This window comes from Parapedobacter soli, assembly GCF_025460835.1.
Taxonomy (GTDB): domain Bacteria; phylum Bacteroidota; class Bacteroidia; order Sphingobacteriales; family Sphingobacteriaceae; genus Parapedobacter; species Parapedobacter soli.
The window spans coordinates 209,931-229,527 of record NZ_JAMXAY010000001.1; the positions used below are offsets into that span (position 1 = coordinate 209,931).

A 19,597-nucleotide genomic window follows, 5' to 3' on the forward strand; every position below is an offset into this window, starting at 1 on the left:
TACCTCTGCCGAAACAATAGACACCTATTCGGTTTATATATACTATACCAAAAGTAAAAAAAAGTAAAAATATATAGCAGCACTCCTAACTATTGACTTCGCCGAAAGCATTATTTTATTTTAATTCTCCCAACCATAGTAAGAATACCATTCGACCGTATCTATAAAAGAAAGAAACACATTGAACACAAGAGAGATGATTTCAAGAAGAAACTGGTGCAAACAAGCAACGTTGTTGGCGATAGGAAGTATCGTGGCGCCCGCATTGCAAGGCCGTGGCATTTCCAAACACCCAACGATCGGGGTTCAGTCTTACAGCCTCCGCGACCGTTCGTTAGACGAAGCGATCGATGCTATGAGCAACCTCGGCGTTAACACATGTGAACTCTGGGCCGGCCACATCGAGCCCTTGGAATACCGTTGGCAGCGGGGGCTTTCTGCCGAGCAATTGAGGGAGAACCAACAGCAACTCAGTAAGTGGCGGGCGAGTCTCCACATGGATACCATCCGATCTATAAAACAAAAGTTTCAACAGGCGGGGATCCGTATACTAGCCTATAATGCTAATTTTAAAGACAACTCTTCTGATTTTGAAATCGATTTGGGGTTCCGTATCGCGGATCAACTGGGCACCGATACCATTAACACATCTGCCACAGTGCGCGTGATGGATCGGTTAGACCGATTTGCACAACAATACCGAATGCGGGTAGGCATGCATAACCATGCCAACATAAACGACCCCAACGAATTTGCCACACCCGAAAGCTTTGCAAAGGGGATGGCTGGCAAATCTTCCTATATCGGCATTAACTTAGATGCGGGACATTTTACAGCTGCTGGTTTCGATCCGTTGGCATATTTGGAAAAATACCACCAGCATATTTTTAGCATTCATCTGAAAGACAGAAAAAAGGACGAAGGTATCCGCACGCCATTTGGTGAGGGTGACACGCCGTTGGCGGAGATGCTGACCTTGATTAGGGACAACCAGTGGCCGATACCCGCTTTTATCGAATACGAATATAACGGAGCGGACACACTTGTCGAGCTCCGCAGGTGTTTGGACTATTGCCGGAATGCCCTCATGGCTGTGCAGGGCTGACCCTGCCGGGGAATGCTGGGCGCCATTATAGCTCTTCCAGCTTCTCTGCAGTTACCTCGGCTTTTATCTTAGCTTCCAATTCATCCATCAAATCAGGGTTGTCCAGCAGCAGTGTCTTCACCGCGTCTCTACCCTGGCCGAGCTTGGTATCGCCGTAGCTAAACCAGGAGCCTGATTTCTTGATGATATTGAAATCCACACCCAGGTCAATAATTTCGCCGGCCTTGGAGATACCTTCTCCGAACATGATGTCAAACTCAGCTATACGGAATGGCGGTGCCACTTTGTTCTTGACAATTTTAACCTTCACCCGGTTCCCTGCTACCTCGTCTGCATCCTTGATTTGGGCCATCCGACGGATGTCCAGCCGTACAGAAGCGTAGAATTTCAGGGCGTTACCACCTGTTGTCGTTTCCGGATTACCAAACATAACCCCGATTTTCTCACGCAATTGGTTGATGAAGATGCAGCAGCAATTGGTTTTGGAGATGGTACCGGTAAGTTTCCGGAGTGCCTGCGACATCAACCGTGCCTGCAACCCCATCTTGGAGTCGCCCATTTCGCCTTCGATCTCGCCTTTGGGCACCAGTGCCGCAACGGAGTCGATAACGATGACATCGATGGCGCCGGACCGGATCAGGTTATCGGCAATTTCCAACGCCTGTTCGCCGTTGTCGGGCTGGGCAATCAATAGGTTGTCGATATCCACACCGAGCTTCTTCGCATAATATTTATCGAACGCATGCTCCGCATCGATGATCGCTGCAATCCCACCCTTTTTCTGGGCTTCGGCAATAATGTGTGTGGCAAGCGTTGTCTTACCTGATGATTCGGGGCCGTATATTTCAATGACCCGTCCTTTAGGTACCCCACCGATCCCCAAAGCGATGTCCAGCCCGATGGATCCGGTTGATATCGCATCGATTGGTTCTACTGCCGAATCTCCCAATTTCATCACGGCACCCTTACCGTATGACTTTTCCAGCTTGTCCAATGTCAGCTGCAAGGCTTTCAGTTTTTCTTGGCTACTCATTTTATTAGTATTTTAACAGACGAAGGTAAGACAATTTATTTTTATTTGCTAATTTATTTCGTTTTTTGGGTATTTCTTTCCAATTTCGGGCGCACCTCTTTTTCATAATACCTGCACATCCAGGTGATTGGACATATCTCACATTTGGGTCTTCGGGCCACACATATATACCGGCCATGTAAAATTAGCCAATGGTGTGCAATCGCCAACGTATCTTTTGGCAAATACTTGACCAATTGCCGCTCTACTGCCAATGGCGTTTTGGCATTATTGGTCAGTCCAATCCGGTTAGCCACCCTAAACACATGCGTATCTACCGCGATTGCCGGCGCATTATACACCACCGATGCAATGACATTGGCTGTTTTGCGCCCAACACCGGGAAGCTTCTGGAGATCCTCCACTGACTGCGGCACCACACCGTCGAAATCACCTACCAGCTTCTGGGCCATCCCCACCAGGTGTTTTGCCTTGTTATTGGGATAGCTCACACTGCGTATGTAGGTGAACACTTCGTCGGGGTTGCTCGCCGCCAGTGTTTCAGCATCTGGAAACCGTTCGAACAGTGCCGGGGTTACCTGGTTGATCCGTTTGTCGGTGCATTGTGCGGACAAGATGACAGCGACGAGCAGCTCGTAAGGGTTACGATAGTTGAGTTCGGTTTGGGCATCTGGACTGTGCGTAGAGAAATACGCCACAAAAGCCTGGTAGCGTTCTTTTTTAAGCATATCTCCCTTTCCTTAAACCAGTGGCATACGCTGCGACCGGGAATACGATGTAATCCTATCAACGCTCCCCATGCGCGGCTCGCGGAGCAGGGAATCCAAATCGCCTTTAAGCAAGTCGTAAAACAGTTGGTTATCCACATCCAGCCGGATGATATCGTTGTCGGAGTTCTTGGCAGCTTTGCGGAGGAGGATTGTTTGTGTATACGTTTCTGTCATAAGCACATCAATTATTAAGCGTTCCAGTTATATGGTATATAACGCGTCAGCTCGCCAATTAGTATACTGATAAGAGCGTTGGTCCTGTTTATTTTTTCTTTAACGTGCTGGCAGCCTGCTCTGCCAGCTGGAGGGCCCGGTAGGCGTTCACCACGCCACCGGTTACGCAGATATCATTCATGGACACCCGCATGTTTCGACCATCTGGCCCTTTCACCTTAACACGCTGGTCTACCCGGGTAACCGACTGCATGATTACACGCTTCACCTCCACCGCGGGCAATTGCGGATAGTAGGAACGTATCAACGCAGCGAGCCCGGCGACAACGGGAGCAGCCATACTGGTACCCTGTTGGTCTTTGTATGTAGATCCCGGCATTGTGGAATGGATCTTTACGCCCGGGGCGAACACATCTACCGACCGGCGGCCGTAGTTGGAAAAGGCCGCCACCAAATCTCCGTCGTTATTCCATTGCGAGGCCCCTACTTCCAGCCAAGCTGTAGCTTCTCCTTTGTTGATACCCAGGCTATCGACAAAGTTGCGGTTGGGGAAATTCGGATTGGCGTCATTGTCCTGCCCGTCGTTCCCAGCAGCATGTACGAGGAGCACATCGTTCTCGATAGCGAACCTCACCGCTTCGTCGACCACCTGTTTATCTTTGGCGAATGCTTTTCCGAAACTCATGTTAATCACTTTCGCACCATTTTCCACAGCATAACGGATCGAATTCGCTACATCTTTATCCCGCTCGTCTCCATCGGGGACAGTGCGCAATACCATGATGCGCACGTCGTCGGCCACGCCCTTGATTCCGATATCGTTGGTACGCACCGCACCGATGATACCCGCTACGTGGGTGCCATGGTCGGCATCGGGTCCGATTACGTCCGCATTGCCATAAAAACGCTCGTGGCTATTTTCATAATCGTCTCCCACAATGTGGCGCGAATCGAACTCCTTATTGAGGTGGTAGTTTACCTGGTTGTTAAAATGCGCTACACCATCCTTCAAGTCTTCATAGAACACACTGAAATCGGGCTCGTCTTTCAGTTCTTTTTTGACTATCCTCAGGGCCATCTTTTCGAGGTCGCCCTCGGCTTTGTAGTTGTTGAAATCGGCCAATGTGGGGTTTTCCTTTCCTATCCGAGCTACCATCGTATCCACGACACGTTTCAGGCCTGTGTAGCTAACCTGGCCAAAGTGGGCCTCTTGTGTCTTACCTGCGTAATAAGTCACCATTTTCTGGTATTCGCCAAACTCCCTGCGCTCTTCGCCGCTCATCGGCGTACTAGGCAGCACAGAGATGTACTTCGGTTCTAACTCCCTGACAAGGCGGGTCACCTCCAGGTTGTCGTAATGTACATTTTCCCCATTGGCATTGCCAATGAAATTCCAACCGTACTTATCGTTTATATAGCCATTGCCGTCCTCATCAATCCCGGTAGCGGCACTGTCTTTCTCGTTGATCCAGATAATGTCTTTCAGATCTTCATGGTTCACATCCACGCCGCCATCGATTACGGCTACGACGACCGTAGTGCTCTTTTTATCTTTCAGCAGCTCGTCGTATGCTTTCTCCGTACTGATGCCCATCACGCCATCGCGTTCATAGTCGAGGTTAAACCAGTTTGCCGGTGGGGTATCTTTTGACTGTCCGAAAGAAAGTACAGGAAATAGGATGATAAAAAATGCGTTGCGCAAATTCCAAAACGCCATATAGTGTTCTATTTTAGTGTGCTCATTAAGTGCTTTGATGATGATTTAGACAAAAGGTTTAATGACGGGGTCATGGCATGACTGCCGGTGTACTCTTTTCTTGTGCTTCCTTTTTCCGTTCCTCGAAATTCTGGACGGCATTTTTGCTCGCTCTGATCGAGGCCGCCAACCCGGCTACCACGAGTATCACCACGATAACGATGCCCCAGATCCCTTTACGTCGATCCTGTTTCATCAGCCAAAGGAGAAAGGCGATGAGGGGTATCGCAAATATCAGTATAAAAAACCAGCTGGTTCCTGTCATGCGCCAAAGGTCGGAAGAAAACCGGCGGCATGCAAATGGATTTTGTACGCCAAAGCACATATCATGAGTTTTTTACAGAAAAGCCTTTGTATTTCCGATCCATTTTCACTAAATTTGGCACCTTAATTGCAGCTCAGTGCTGTATATCAAATAGGATGAACACAAAAAATATGATAGCTCTGTCTGTCGTGCCACATTTCCAGTATCGCACGAGGTGCTTTTTTTGTGAAAAATCAGTAGCCGAGAAACCGGTGCTCCGGTTCCGACGACCCATATTGCCCCGGGCTTAAGAAGGGGCATAACTCTCCGATAATTGTGCGGCAAGGAGTCCATCCGTACATATTAATCCGTGTTATTTTTAAATTATTTAAAACAGCGCGACACAACTTAGGTTGTTCGTTTTTAATTTTCGGGGTCGTATATTCCAATGGAACTTTCAGACTTTAATATTATCCCAGCTACCGAAGAATATATCGGTTATGCACAGCAGATCTGCGACGAGATGGCAGAATCTGCCAAAGCCCGTGGAACGGGTATCGCCCGGCGCAGTCCGGAATATGTAGCCAATAAGATGAGGGAGGGGAAGGCCGTCATCGCCATACGCAAATCCGACAAGGCGTGGGCGGGCTTTTGCTATATCGAAACCTGGAGCCATGGTGACTTTGTAGCCAACTCGGGGCTGGTCGTCAATCCCGAGTTCAGGAAAGTAGGGTTGGCAAGGGCCATAAAAAAGCGTATCTTCGACCTCTCCCGGGAGAAGTATCCTAAAGCGAAGATATTTGGGCTTACTACCGGGTTGGCTGTGATGAAAATCAATTCCGATTTGGGCTATGAGCCTGTGACGTATTCGGAACTGACGCAGGACGAAGATTTCTGGAAAGGTTGCCAAAGCTGCGTAAACTATGACATCCTGACCATGAAGCAGCGCAAAAACTGCCTCTGCACAGCTATGCTTTGGGATCCGGTGGCTAAAGAAAAGGAAATACGCGAGCGGATTGAAATGAAAGCCAAGGCAAAGGAGCGGCTAAAGCGCATCACCAAGAAGTCATCACTGCTGAAAAAGATTGAAGCGAGGCTTTGGAGGTCCACCAAGAAGATGGTCACGGCATTTATCGCCCGGCATCCCAAAACAGTGTAAATTACATAACTGAAAACCAATAGATAGTCAATGAAGAAAGTCGTATTAGCGTTTAGTGGCGGGTTAGATACCTCGTTTTGCTGCATTTACCTATCCAAAGACCGGGGATTGGAGGTCCATTCGGTCGTTGTCAATACCGGAGGTTTTTCTGCGGAAGAACTGGCACAAATCGAAAAACGGGCCTATTCACTTGGTGTCAAATCACATACAGTGGTAGATGAGACCCAACGCTATTACGATAGCAGCATCAAATACCTTATTTTCGGGAATGTGCTCAAAAACGCTACGTACCCCCTGTCGGTAAGCGCCGAGCGGGTAAGCCAAGCCACGGCCATTGCCCATTATGCCAAGGAGATCGGTGCCGAATATGTAGCACATGGCAGTACCGGGGCCGGCAATGATCAGGTACGGTTCGATATGATTTTCAATACGCTCATCCCCAACGTTGAAATCATCACCCCCATCCGCGATCTCAAATTGAGCCGCGAAGAGGAAATCGAGTACCTCCATAAGCACGGCGTGGAATTCAACGCCGAGAAGGCCAAATATTCCATCAATAAAGGGATATGGGGTACTTCCGTAGGCGGAAAGGAAACGCTCACGTCTCACGAAACATTGCCTGAGGATGCGTGGCCAACACCGGCAACAGCAACCTCCCCGCGCCGTATCACCCTGACGTTTGAAAACGGAGAACCCGTAGCATTGGACGGCAACCGGATCGGGCCCGTGAAAGTAATCCAGGAGCTGCAGGCCATTGCACAACCGTACGGCATTGGCCGTGATATCCATGTGGGAGACACCATCATCGGTATCAAGGGCCGGGTAGGGTTTGAAGCTGCGGCACCCATCATTATCATCAAAGCGCACCATACACTCGAGAAGCACACCCTCACGAAGTGGCAGCTGAGCTGGAAGGATCAGGTGGCTGCTTTCTATGGCAACTGGATGCATGAAGGCCAGATGCATGACCCCGTTATGCGCGATATCGAGGCTTTTTTAGCGAGCTCCCAGCAAACGGTGAACGGAGATGTTTTCGTGGAGCTGCACCCCTACCGCTTTACGGTAATCGGCATAGACTCCCCGAACGACTTGATGTCTAACGCTTTTGGCAGCTACGGAGAGATGAACAACACATGGAGTGGGGATGACGTGAAAGGATTCTCCAAGATATTCGGCAACCAGGTTTCCTTCTGGCATAAGGTGAATGAGAAGTAAGTTGATAACAAATGGAAAAAATTAAAATAGGCATTATCGGTTCGGCAGGCTATACCGGAGGAGAGTTGTTGCGGGTACTCATATACCATCCCCATGTTGATATTGTATTTGCTCATAGCGGCAGTAATGCAGGGAACAAGGTATCGGACGTGCACCACGACCTATTAGGTGATACCGACCTGCGGTTTTCAGACATCCACCATAACGATATCGATGTATTGTTCCTCTGCGTAGGTCATGGCGATTCCCGTAAATTTCTGGAAGCTAATAATATTGCCCCACACGTGAAAATCATCGACCTTTCGCAGGATTACCGGCTTAGTGCTAATAGGGAGTACCGGGGGCAATCATTTGTTTATGGCCTCCCGGAATTGCAACGCGACACCATCCGGTCTGCACAGTATGTTGCCAACCCGGGTTGTTTTGCCACCGGCATCCAGCTTGCGTTGCTGCCATTGGCAGCAGCAGGGCTCCTTTCCGACGAAATCCACATCAATGCTACCACGGGGTCTACCGGTGCCGGACAGCGACCGACCCCTACCTCCCATTTCAGCTGGCGGAGTAACAACTTATCCATTTATAAGGCTTTTTCGCACCAGCACCTCCAGGAAATCAGCGAATCGTTGACACAGCTGCAGCCTGGCTTCCTGCCGGAGGGTGAGGAGCCCCTGCTGCAGCGCGCCACACAGCGTTTCAATATCATTCCCCAACGGGGTAATTTCCCGCGGGGTATCCTATCGGCCATTTACCTGGATTGTGACCTTGATGAGGAAGCGGTTCGGGAACACTACAGGACATATTATGCCGAACACCCGTTTACCCATGTCAGCGACTCAAGCGTTGACCTCAAACAGGTGGTCAACACGAACAAATGCATCTTGCAGATCGAAAAGCATGGCAGTAAACTGCTTGTCACCAGCATTGTAGACAACCTGCTGAAAGGTGCTAGTGGCCAAGCAGTACAAAACATGAATCTGATAACCGGGCTGGACGAAACAGCGGGCCTTCGGCTGAAAAGTGTGGGATTTTAAGCTATGTTTACCGCCATTAACGACTATGTAAACCGGTGTGGCATCTTCTCTCTGCAAGACATGGCGGTATTCAATGATTTACTCAAACCCCAGTCGATTAAAAAAAAGCAACTGTTGCTGCGGGAAGGTGAGGTATGCAATTTCGAGGCATATATTGCGAGTGGTTGTTTGCGTACGTTTTACATCGATGAAAATGGCAGCGAAGTCATCTTGCAGTTTTCAATAGAAGATTGGTGGGTGAGTGATATCGGCAGCTTCCATGACCGCACACCGTCGTCGCTCTACATCGAAGCGATTGAAGACAGCGAGCTGTTAATGCTCAGCCCTACGAGAAAAGAAGAGCTCCTAACCCGCTTGCCCCAATTTGAACGGGTTTTCAGGTTAATGGTCCAGCGTCACGTATCAGCATTAGAACACCGGCTTATCCGCACCATTGCCAAAACGGCAGAGGAGCGGTATGTGGAATTCATCAACCGGTATCCGCAAATCGCCATGCGGGTACCTCAACATTACATCGCCTCTTACCTGGGCATGACCCCCGAATTCTTGAGCAAAATACGCCGGCGGCTGGTTACACGATAAACTCCTTAAAAAAGGAACGGCACCAAGTCCCTCATCTTAGCGCCGTGCTCTTTTGCTTAAAACTAAACATTAAAATAGGTTTATAATCGGTTAGTAAACATTCCAGTTTTAAGACCTAGACGTCTACCACTAATTTACGTTTACAATATCGAGTAATTCATGATTCACTCACCAGTCCCAACCGAAGCTAAAGGCGTTTGAATCAAACCATTTTCCCCTTTGTTGGTTACAAACGTAACAATATAAACGATATCCGCAAAAGGTTTTTTTAAAAATAAGTGAGTCACCACTTACCTATCAGTTTGCTTAATCCTTTTAGCTAATTGTGCTGATCCAATTTATCCCGTGTTAACGCTGTAGCCACGAAACTATATGAAATTTGGGGATAGAATGCCGCTGAATACCGGGCATTTTACTAAGTTTGGCGTTGGAATTAGATTTTAGCTATAGATGAAGATTTGGCAAAAGAATACGGACGTGAACTTTTTTGTGGACCGCTTTACGGTTGGCAACGACCGCGTACTTGATTTGCAGCTTGCGGCAGCCGACATTCTGGGTTCGTTGGCACATACCCGCATGTTGCACAGTATCGGGTTATTGGACCAGGCCGACCTCGCTGCGGTACAGGCTGGACTCCGGGAGCTTTATCGTGAAGTGGAGGCGGGCACATTCGCTATTGAGGATGGCGTGGAAGACGTGCACTCACAGGTCGAGCTATTGCTTACCGAGCGTGTCGGCGATGCCGGGAAAAAAATCCATAGCGGGCGCTCCCGAAATGACCAGGTGCTTGTGGACCTGAAGCTATACTTCCGCACGGAGATCGAGCGCTTGGTTAATCATACACAAGCGCTGTTCGACCGGCTTACTGCCCTCAGTGAGACCCACAAAGCCGAACTGCTGCCCGGCTATACGCACTTGCAGATTGCCATGCCTTCATCCTTCGGCCTCTGGTTTGGTGCTTATGCCGAGAGTCTGGCAGACGACCTCGCGGTGCTGCACGCTGCTTGGACCGTCTGTAACAAAAATCCGTTGGGGTCTGCTGCAGGCTATGGCTCGTCGTTTCCGCTCAATCGACGAATGACCACGGACCTGCTCGGGTTTGACGACCTTAATTACAATGTGGTGTATGCACAAATGGGCAGGGGCAAGACCGAACGCATCCTGGCGCAAGGAATGAGTGCCATTGCAGCTACACTGGCCAAATTTGCCATGGATGTATGTCTTTACATCAATCAGAACTTCGGGTTCATTTCGTTCCCCGACCACCTCACCACCGGGTCGAGCATCATGCCCCACAAGAAAAATCCCGACGTTTTCGAATTGGTGCGGGGGCGGTGCAACAAGATACAGGCGCTACCAAATGAAATAGCATTGATGACCACCAACCTTCCGTCGGGCTACCACCGCGATCTGCAACTGCTCAAGGAAAATCTGTTCCCGGCGTTCCAGTCGCTCAACGAATGTTTGGAGATTACCACGTTCATGCTTGAGCACATCGAAATCAAGAAAAATATCCTCGACGACCCCAAATATGATTACCTATTCAGCGTGGAGGTTGTCAACGACGAGGTCCTTAAGGGGATTCCATTCCGTGAGGCATACCGTAACATCGGCCTAGCTATCGAAGCGGGTACATTCAGTCCGCAGAAAACAGTAAACCACACCCACGAAGGCAGCATAGGCAACCTATGTACATCGGAAATCCGTCGGGCTTTTGACGAGATGGTTGGCCGCTTCGGTTTCGAGCGTGTCCATCATGCGTTAAACGCTTTGCTGGGTGATAATTAACGGTGGTTACTTGACCACTGAAAACCGATACGTTGTCTCCGATTGGAATACCTGCCCCGGTTCGAGCAATGTGCTCGGAAATCCAGGTTGGTTGGGTGCATCGGGAAAATGCTGGGTCTCCAAGCAAAATGCACCATATTTGCCATAAGGCTTACCCTGCTTGCCTGTATCCTTGCCGGTTAGGAAATTCCCGGTGTAAAGCTGCACTCCCGGCTCGGTGGTATGGACATCCATCCGGATACCGGTAAGGGGGGATGTCACTGTCGCGATCGATGCTCCAGCGGCGACATTTTCTGGCCGTATTATGTAATTGTGATCGTAGCCATGGCCAATGCGCAACTGCTCGTCTGCGTGGTTTATATCTCTTCCTATTGGTTTGGCAGCGGTAAAATCAAAAGGTGTCCCGGCCACATCCGCCAACTCACCCGTCGGTATCTGGTATTCATTGCAAGGCAAGTATCGATCGGCTGCAATGGAAAGCACATGATCAAGCACATCACCATTCCCTTCGCCGTTCAGGTTAAAGAACGCATGGTTGGTAAGGTTGACTACCGTAGGTTTATCCGTTTCGGCGCGGTAGCTGATAACCAATTCGTTATTATCCGTTAGGCGGTACTTCACCATAACGGAGAGCCGGCCCGGGAATCCCTCTTCGCCATCAGAAGAGACGTAGTAAAAGTCTGCCTTTTGCCGGTATACCACGCGCCGGTCCCATACGCGGCTGTGGAAGCCCCCCTCCCCGCCATGCAACGCATTGGGGCCGTTATTGGGGCGGATACTGAACGTTTCATTGCCAATGGTAAAGCGACCATCCGCAATACGATTGGCGAACCGACCCACCGTTACACCATGGTAGATCTCGTCGGCAGCAAGGTATCTTTGTATACTATCGAACCCCAGCACCACGTCTGTTGGATCGCCGTCCCTATCGGGAACGATAAGGCCCACAATGCGCGCTCCGAAGTCAGAAAGGGCTACGGCCATCCCCCGGCTATTTTCCAACGTAATGAGGTGGGTAGGCTTTCCGCCAACCCGGTGCACAAATTTGTCTTCTTGGGGTAGTCTGTAGGGTGTCATAGCGGGATTGTTAAGTTAATCCAAGATTAGGTTTGTGCCGGCAGAGATATTAGCGATATATGCTTGAGTGGTCCGGCCAGTCTTTTGTTTATATCCGGCGGTGACCGCATCAACGACGGCTTCTACCTGGTCCACTTTCACCAAGTTGATGGTACAACCACCGAATCCGCCTCCCATCATGCGGGCTCCTAGCACGGCGTCGTTATCGCGGACAAGGTCTACCAAGACATCCAGCTCGTGGCAGCTTACTTCATACAGATGCTGGAGCCCCTCATGCGTTTCAAACATGCGCTTACCGAATGTGGCAAAGTCGTCTTTTTTCAAATCGTTGCATGCATCTTGCAAGCGCTTGATCTCGGAGACCACATAATAGCACCGGCTGTACACCGTAGCATCCACCGGCCGTACATACTCATCCAGCTGCCGGATTGTTGCGTCGCGTAAACTCTTAACCTCCGGGCGGCATTTCTGGATGAGGGCCACGCCACGCTCGCACTGCTCCCGACGCTCGTTGTAGGCCGAAGAGGCCAATGAATGTTTTACCTGCGTATCGAATAATACGATGCGGAGGTCTGGGTTGTTGAAGGGGATGTATTCATGGGAAAAATCGGCACAATCCAGCTTGATCAACCTTTGCTCCTGTCCGAACACGCTGGCAAACTGATCCATCAGCCCGCACTTCACTCCCACGAATTCATTTTCCGCTGCCTGTGCTGTGAGGGCAATATCCAAGCGGGATATGCCGAGGTCAAACAACTCATTCAGTGCAAATGCTGTGGCGCATTCCAATGCTGCTGAAGAGGACAGTCCGGCACCTTGCGGGATATCACCGCCAAACACAATGTTAAAGCCGCCTAATTGGTGGCCCCGCTGCTGCAATTGCTGCACGACGCCGAGGATGTAATCCGGCCATAGCAAAGGCGACCGATCGAATGCGTCAAGGTCAACGCTATAAGACTCTTGCTGGTCCATTGCATAAAGCTGGATGGTATTGTCATCACGCTTACCGATAGCCACGATAATGTTCTTATCTATTGCTGCCGGAAGTACTAGTCCTTGGTTGTAGTCGGTGTGTTCGCCAATCAGGTTCACCCGGCCCGGCGATCGCACCAGCAATGGTGTAGAACCATGGTAGTCCAGGTATTTCTCGTTTACCGCGTCGCGCAGGGAAGTCGTAGCTTCAATATTCATGTAACCTCTATCGAAATGAGCGCTAAAAATACGTAAAAAAATAAGGCCGTGCAAAAGCTGCTATGGGGTTTGTATAAAATGACCGGCATCGCTACGTCCGCAAAAAACCTGTCTTATACGTAAATTGATACTGCCCATCTGGATGGCTATCTTAGGGAGCAAATCTCGTCAAGCCCCAAGCGCCCCGACTGTCCGTATACGAACAACAGGTGTTCGGAATCGAACACCAACTATAAGACATACAAAAACAATGCACTGATAAACAACAAATTGTGATTTTGGCTTGAAAAGTGGCGGTGTGGATTGTGGGGGCCTGCGTTAGATGGAATAGAGATAAAAGAGCGAAGGTAAAAAAAGTAAGGAGTAAAAACAGGCCGGTCTAATGTCTGTTGTCTAATGTCTAGTGTCTGTTGTCTAACGTCTAATGTCTAGTGTCTAGTGTCTAATGTCTAAAAAATGACAAATAACCTTAAAATCGCATGGAGAACCCTTGGCAAGCGCAAGGGCTTTTCCATCCTGAATATCGCTGGGCTGGCTCTTGGATTGGCCAGCGCCCTGCTTATCCTGCTGTGGGTGAAGCACGAGCGGAGCGTCGATGGCTTCCACGCCAAGGGCGACCGCCTGTATGTGGCCATGAACCGTGGTATGCTGAACAATGAACTCCACTGCTGGCCCAATACCCCACAACCCTTGGGGCCTACCCTTGCTTCCGACTATCCGGAGGTCGCGCAGGTCACCCGCTATGCCCGCACAGGTTTCCTATTTACGGTGGAAGAAACCCAAGCCAATGCCGCGGGCGCGTTCGTAGACAGCACGTTCCTCTCCCTATTTGATTTCCCACTCGTTGCCGGCGACCCCACAACGGCACTATCCCGTGCCAATGATATCATCATCACCGAAGCGTTCGCCATGCGGCTGTTCGGTAAAACGGACGTGCTGGGGCAACAGGTGCGCATCGATAGCGCGGACTATGCCATGGTGTCGGGCGTGCTGAAAAACCTACCCACCAACACACGGTTCCGGTTTGACTACCTACTGCCGTGGACATACATGGAACGCCTTGGCCGGGCGGACAACGGATGGAACAACAACTCCGTGAACACCTACGTCGAGCTCACCCCCCAGGCACAATTCGCTAACGTCAACCAGAACATCCAGGATGTTTCCATCAAAAACGGCGATACGAAAAATGAAATCTTCCTCCATTCGGTCCCGGATTGGTGGTTGCACTCCGAGTTTGAAAACGGCCATCTTGCCGGTGGGCGCATCGAAATGGTGCAGCTCTTCACGGCAATCGCTGTATTTATCCTCCTCATCGCTTGCATCAATTTCATGAACCTATCCACTGCCCGCTCCGAAAAACGCGCCAAAGAGGTGGGTATACGGAAAGTGGTCGGTGCAAGGCGGTATGCGCTCATCGGCCAGTTCCTCACCGAATCCATCCTATTGGCCTCGGTTGCCGGCATACTAGCCGTTGCCCTGGTGCTGGTGAGCCTCCCTGCTTTCGGCAAGCTGGTCGGCGTCCAGTTGGCCATCGACTTCAGCAGTGCCACGCTTTGGGCAGGCATCCTGGGCGGCATCCTGTTTACGGGAATCCTCGCGGGAAGTTACCCGGCATTCTTCCTCTCCGGCTTCAAACCGGTCAAGGTGCTCAAAGGTACGTTCAAAGGGTTCAATAGAGCCGTCAACCCCCGCAAGGCGCTGGTGGTACTCCAATTTACCATCGCCATCATCCTCATGGTGGCCACTTTCATCATCCGGCAGCAAATCCAGCACGCGCAGGATCGCCAGAACGGGTATGACAAAAATAACCTCATCTACGTCTACCTATCGGGCGATATCGTCAAAAACTTCCCGTTGATTAAGCATGCGCTGCTCAACGATAACGTGGCCACGTCGATTACCCGCAGCCTCTCTCCTGTTACGAGCATCATGAGCAACGGCATGATTGATTGGGATGGGAAGATGCCTGATAACACCCAGACGTTTGACCGCCTCCATGTGGACGAAGACGCTGTGACGACGCTCGGCCTGGAGCTGGTGCAGGGCCGGGATCTCGACCTCACCAAATTCCCCACCGATTCCAATGCGGCACTGATTACCGAATCGGCCCAACGTGCCATGGGCTTCAGCGAGCCCATTGGTAAAATCATTCGCGACCACGGACAGGACTGGCACATCGTAGGCGTGGTGAAAGATGTCATCATGGGTTCACCGTTCGAGCAAACCCGACCCATCGTGATGTATGGTGCCAGCAGCTGGTTTTACGTGATGCACATCAAGTTCAACCCCGATCTGCCCACACAGGCAGCGGTGGATAAAACCCGGGAAATCCTGAAAGAATACAATCCCAACGAACCGTTTAATTACAATTTCGTCGATCAGGATTATGCAGCCAAGTTCAGGGACACCCAACGGCTGGGCAGCATCGCAGGCCTCTTCACTTTCCTTACCATCTTCATCTCGTGCCTCGGCCTATTCGGCCTTGCGGCCTATATGGCTGAAAACCGCACGAAGGAAATCGGTGTCCGCAAGGTGCTAGGTGCATCGCTGCTGTCGCTGGTCAATTTGCTTAACAAGGAGTTTTTGATACTTGTTGCAATAGCCTGTCTGGTGGCATTCCCAATCGCGTATTGGGTGATGGATCACTGGCTGGATACATTCAGCTACCATACCGACATCCATTGGTGGGTATTTGTTACCATCGGCTTTGGCGCCCTTCTTATTTCATTGCTCGCGGTAAGCTGGCAGGCCATCCGGGCGGCGGTGGCCAATCCGGTGGACAGTTTGCGGGATGAGTGATTTGTTGAGTTAAAGATAAAAAGAGCAAGGAGTAAAGACGGGGCAGTCTGTTGTCTAATGTCTAGTGTCTAAAAAATGATCAAGAACTATTTCAAAACTGCGTGGCGGAGCCTCAGGGAACACAAGTTCCACACCTTTGTTAATGTCTGCGGCTTGGCGTTAGGCTTAGCGACGGCCATTTTATTACTGTTATGGGTACAACACGAAAGAAGCTATGACCGCTTCCATCATGATTATTCTCGTATCCATCAATTCTCTGCACATTTTGATGCCAATACGGTTTGGGAGGGGGTACCGGGGCCGTTGGCCGTGTATGCCCAATCGTTGTCCGACGTCGAGGCCATCGTACGTATCAGCCAAGATAATGACCAGATATTGGCCAACGAAGACCGGAGCATCGTGCTCGATGGTTTCGCAACCGCCGACGTAGATAGCACGTTCTTCGACCTGTTCAATTTTGAACTACTCAATGGGACCGGAGTCTCACTGTTCCCGAATCCGCATAGTATCATACTGACCGAATCGACAGCCCGGAAGTTCTTCGGCAACGATGACCCAATGGGTAAGGTCCTTCAATTCAGGGGCGAAAACTTCACTATTACCGGGCTGCTACGCGACTTCCCGGATAATTCGTCCATTGCATTTGATGCTATCCTACCCATGGCCCGCTACGCACAGCAATTTACTGCCAATGGTGGGAATGGCGAGTGGAAAACCATCGATGTGGACGTAGGCAGTTTCAACTTTCAAACTTTTGTCAAACTAAGAGATGGTGCAAAGCCGGAAGCGGTTGGTGCAACGTTTACCCGACTATATGCAGATGCCCGGAATGGGGAAGTTAGCGTGCAGTTTAAGTTACAGCCGCTCGCGGATATCCACCTGATTAGTGCGGATGGAAACACCGCTGCCGCACGGATGGTGCAGATATTCCTGCTCATTGCCATCATGGTACTGGCTATCGCAGCCGTCAACTACATCAACCTAACCACGGCCCGGGCATTGGTTCGGGCGCGTGAGGTGGGTATCCGCAAAATAGTGGGCGCTAACAAGCTGCAACTCTTTTCACAATTTACCATAGAAACCACAGTGCTATTCGGGCTAGCGCTGTTGTTCGCCCTCGGGCTGATTTTTATGCTCATGCCGCTCTATAATAATATTGCGGGCAAGCAACTCCAGTTTTCCTTATCCAACATAGCAATATGGAAAGTCGTTGCTTACTCCGCATTGGGCACCTTACTGGCCGCGTCTATCTACCCGGCATTGCTGCTTTCGGGGTTCCAGCCATTACATGTAATGAAAGGGAAAATGGCCACCGGCATGGGCTCTACCTTCCTACGGAAAGTCCTTGTAGTCTTCCAGTTTGCTATCTCCATGGTGCTCATCGTTGCCACTTTGGTTATCAGTGGCCAAATGACCTATATGCGGGAAATGGACCTTGGCTACGACAAAAGCTACGTGTTCAGTGTACCGCTCACCGGAGATGTGGTAAAACACGTCGATGCCGTAAAAAACGAATTACGGAATCATCCTGGTATCGTTAATGTAGCCCTTTCGGATATATATGATATCACCAATTCCCAGAATGCTACCGGCGACCTTGAGTGGCCCGGAAAACCTGCGAACAGTAACCTGATCATCACCCAGTCAATAATCGACAACGGCTTCATTCCCACCATGGGCATTGAATTACTGGAAGGGCGAAATTTAACGGGCACCGCGGCCGACAGCAACCTATATATCGTCAATGAAGCAGCCGTGCAGGCGATGGGGCTGACGCCACCCTATGTGGGTACCCCCATCAGCTTCCACAGTCGCCCTGGAACAATTGCCGGTGTGGTCAAAGATTTTAATTTTAAGCCCCTTAAGGAGAAAATCGGTCCGTTGCTTTTCTTCAATTGGTGGAAAGGCAATATATTATACGTGCGTACCACGGCCACAGCCGCCTCCTCCGCCATCAAGGCGGCTGAACAGCAGTATAAAAAATATGCGGGGGATGCCCCGTTCACCTACACCTTCGTCGATAAGCAGTTCGAAGCCAAGTACCGAGCCGATCAGCGTGCAGGCTTACTTTTCAACATCTTTGCCGGCATTGCCATCTTCATTTCCTGCCTTGGTCTGTTGGGGCTTTCCACATATACAGTACGCCAGCGCGTAAAGGAAATCGGCATCCGGAAAGTGCTGGGGGCAAGCACAGGGAGCATTGTACAACTGCTGTCCGCCGGGTCGATTCTATTGGTGCTCTTGGCCGTCGTCATCGCATCACCCGTCGCGTGGTGGGTGATGACCAAATGGCTGGATGACTTTGCCTACCGGACCGATGTACACTGGTGGATGTTTGGGGTGGCTGGACTTGCGGCAGTGATGATTGCTCTGCTTACGGTAAGCGGGCAGGCTATACGGGCGGCGCTGGCCAATCCGGTGGACAGTTTGCGGGATGAATGATTTGTTGAGTTAAGATAAAAAGAGCAAGGAGTAAAGACGGGGCAGTCTGTTGTCTAATGTCTAGTGTCTAATGTCTAATGTCTAAAAAATGATCAAAAATTATTTCAAAACCGGTTAGTTAACTGACTCCCCCACCAATACCTCCAACTCCGCTATCCGTTTATTGCATAGCTCCCCTGCGATCCGTAANTGTCTAATGTCTAAAAAATGATCAAAAATTATTTCAAAACCGGTTAGTTAACTGACTCCCCCACCAATACCTCCAACTCCGCTATCCGTTTATTGCATAGCTCCCCTGCGATCCGTAACAGTGTGGATGTACGGTGGTATAGTGTCCATGCTTCATTTTCATTGACCTCAAAGCCGGCCGCATACCGACTATCCATATAGCTGCTTTTGAGCAAGTTGAAAAGTGTCTTATCCTCTGGGGTATCCCGTGGGAATATCGAAGTAATTTCAGGAGCTATTGTACCACATAACTTAAGCATCCAAGCCAGGTTGTGGGTGCTGGGACGTATATAGAGCATTACTTTGAGCATTGCCTTGCACGCCTGCTCTACGGTTTGATGCAGCATGAATACAGCCATGCTGAATTTATCCTCCATCAGGCAATAGCAAGCGCAGTCCATGAATTGGCAACTATTGTTGAACCAACGCCGCCACCCCTCCCGCGTCTGCTTAAGCAAGGTTTCGTGACATACGAACATCCTGCGTTGGGGTAGGGTATTGGCACGGCTATGGAGCAATGCACCGCATTGAAATACCGTGCCTACGAACGCATCGCCATTGGCTAGTTGCTGCATCGCCTCGGTGTAAGTCATCGCTACTGCCACGTACTGGTGTTCACCCATTTCCACACTATTGGCAATGTGATGAATATCCTGGAGGGGATACTGCTCATGCTCGTTGTATACCAATAGGATTGCCGCATGAAACCACTGCTTGTTGAGTTTATCGGGAGCAAAACAATTCGCATAGCGGACCTCATAGCGTTGAAGTGCGAAGCAAAAAACAAACGCTATCGGCAAGCGTGTTGTAAGTTGTTTGGCCAACCGGCGTAACGCGGCCTGCTGTGCTGCGGAGAGGTCATCGAGATTGATATCCATAACGGTCTATTTAATTATAATATACGTTTTTAATTTGCATACCCTGCCAAGTTCATTAAGTTTGCATCTAGGCATTCCCATACAACAAAGATAATATCTTTAGATAGTTTTTCAATATCAAA

General features: G+C 50.1%; 16 protein-coding genes. 8 read left to right on the forward strand and 8 right to left on the reverse strand.

Annotation, left to right across the window (positions count from 1 at the left end):
- Nucleotides 1-196 precede the first annotated feature (196 nt).
- Nucleotides 197-1,105 (forward strand): sugar phosphate isomerase/epimerase family protein, encoded by a 909-nt coding sequence (locus NGM62_RS00815; RefSeq protein ID WP_262245187.1) that lies wholly within the window; start codon nt 197-199, stop codon nt 1,103-1,105.
- 25 nt (nt 1,106-1,130) lie between these two features.
- Here NGM62_RS00815 and recA read toward each other — a convergent pair whose 3' ends face one another.
- The 5 genes from recA to NGM62_RS00840 all read right to left on the reverse strand — a co-directional run bounded on the left by recA (nt 1,131) and on the right by NGM62_RS00840 (nt 5,163).
- Nucleotides 1,131-2,138, reverse strand: a complete 1,008-nt coding sequence (recA, locus tag NGM62_RS00820; protein ID WP_262245189.1) for a recombinase RecA — start codon at nt 2,136-2,138, stop codon at nt 1,131-1,133.
- A 53-nt stretch (nt 2,139-2,191) separates the two neighbouring features.
- Nucleotides 2,192-2,866 (reverse strand): endonuclease III, encoded by a 675-nt coding sequence (nth, locus tag NGM62_RS00825; RefSeq protein WP_262245191.1) that lies wholly within the window; start codon nt 2,864-2,866, stop codon nt 2,192-2,194.
- Nucleotides 2,867-2,878: 12 nt separating this feature from the next.
- Nucleotides 2,879-3,082 (reverse strand): hypothetical protein, encoded by a 204-nt coding sequence (locus NGM62_RS00830; protein WP_262245192.1) that lies wholly within the window; start codon nt 3,080-3,082, stop codon nt 2,879-2,881.
- 88 nt (nt 3,083-3,170) lie between these two features.
- Nucleotides 3,171-4,799 carry a S8 family peptidase gene (locus NGM62_RS00835; RefSeq protein WP_262245194.1) on the reverse strand — a complete coding sequence of 543 codons (1,629 nt, stop codon included), beginning with the start codon at nt 4,797-4,799 and terminating at the stop codon, nt 3,171-3,173.
- A gap of 70 nt (nt 4,800-4,869) precedes the next feature.
- Complete coding sequence (locus tag NGM62_RS00840) at nt 4,870-5,163, reverse strand: hypothetical protein (protein ID WP_262245196.1); 294 nt, start codon at nt 5,161-5,163, stop codon at nt 4,870-4,872.
- A gap of 367 nt (nt 5,164-5,530) precedes the next feature.
- Here NGM62_RS00840 and NGM62_RS00845 point away from each other — a divergent pair, with 367 nt between their 5' ends.
- The 5 genes from NGM62_RS00845 to argH all read left to right on the forward strand — a co-directional run bounded on the left by NGM62_RS00845 (nt 5,531) and on the right by argH (nt 10,857).
- Nucleotides 5,531-6,241, forward strand: a complete 711-nt coding sequence (locus NGM62_RS00845; RefSeq protein WP_262245198.1) for a GNAT family N-acetyltransferase — start codon at nt 5,531-5,533, stop codon at nt 6,239-6,241.
- Between the two features lie 30 nt (nt 6,242-6,271).
- On the forward strand, nt 6,272-7,456 hold the full coding sequence (gene argG / locus NGM62_RS00850) for an argininosuccinate synthase (protein ID WP_262245200.1): 1,185 nt from the start codon (nt 6,272-6,274) through the stop codon (nt 7,454-7,456).
- A gap of 11 nt (nt 7,457-7,467) precedes the next feature.
- Nucleotides 7,468-8,487: an N-acetyl-gamma-glutamyl-phosphate reductase gene (argC, locus tag NGM62_RS00855; protein WP_262245202.1), complete on the forward strand. Its 1,020-nt coding sequence runs from the start codon at nt 7,468-7,470 to the stop codon at nt 8,485-8,487.
- Nucleotides 8,488-8,490: 3 nt separating this feature from the next.
- Nucleotides 8,491-9,069: a Crp/Fnr family transcriptional regulator gene (locus NGM62_RS00860; protein WP_262245204.1), complete on the forward strand. Its 579-nt coding sequence runs from the start codon at nt 8,491-8,493 to the stop codon at nt 9,067-9,069.
- A gap of 450 nt (nt 9,070-9,519) precedes the next feature.
- Entirely contained in the window at nt 9,520-10,857 is a 1,338-nt protein-coding gene (argH, locus tag NGM62_RS00865) for an argininosuccinate lyase (RefSeq protein ID WP_262245206.1), read from the forward strand.
- A 6-nt stretch (nt 10,858-10,863) separates the two neighbouring features.
- Here the strand turns inward: argH and NGM62_RS00870 are convergent, their stop codons facing one another.
- On the reverse strand, nt 10,864-11,934 hold the full coding sequence (locus NGM62_RS00870) for an aldose epimerase family protein (protein ID WP_262245207.1): 1,071 nt from the start codon (nt 11,932-11,934) through the stop codon (nt 10,864-10,866).
- 15 nt (nt 11,935-11,949) lie between these two features.
- A complete protein-coding gene (galK, locus tag NGM62_RS00875) occupies nt 11,950-13,125 on the reverse strand; it encodes a galactokinase (protein ID WP_262245209.1) in 1,176 nt (391 codons plus the stop codon).
- 456 nt (nt 13,126-13,581) lie between these two features.
- Here galK and NGM62_RS00880 point away from each other — a divergent pair, with 456 nt between their 5' ends.
- Entirely contained in the window at nt 13,582-15,927 is a 2,346-nt protein-coding gene (locus tag NGM62_RS00880) for an ABC transporter permease (RefSeq protein WP_262245210.1), read from the forward strand.
- Between the two features lie 75 nt (nt 15,928-16,002).
- A complete protein-coding gene (locus NGM62_RS00885; protein WP_262245211.1) occupies nt 16,003-18,369 on the forward strand; it encodes an ABC transporter permease in 2,367 nt (788 codons plus the stop codon).
- Between the two features lie 233 nt (nt 18,370-18,602).
- Here the strand turns inward: NGM62_RS00885 and NGM62_RS00890 are convergent, their stop codons facing one another.
- The gene (locus tag NGM62_RS00890) at nt 18,603-19,475 is read right to left on the reverse strand and encodes a HEPN domain-containing protein (RefSeq protein WP_262245212.1); all 873 of its coding nucleotides are present in this window, start codon (nt 19,473-19,475) and stop codon (nt 18,603-18,605) included.
- Nucleotides 19,476-19,597: the final 122 nt, after the last annotated feature.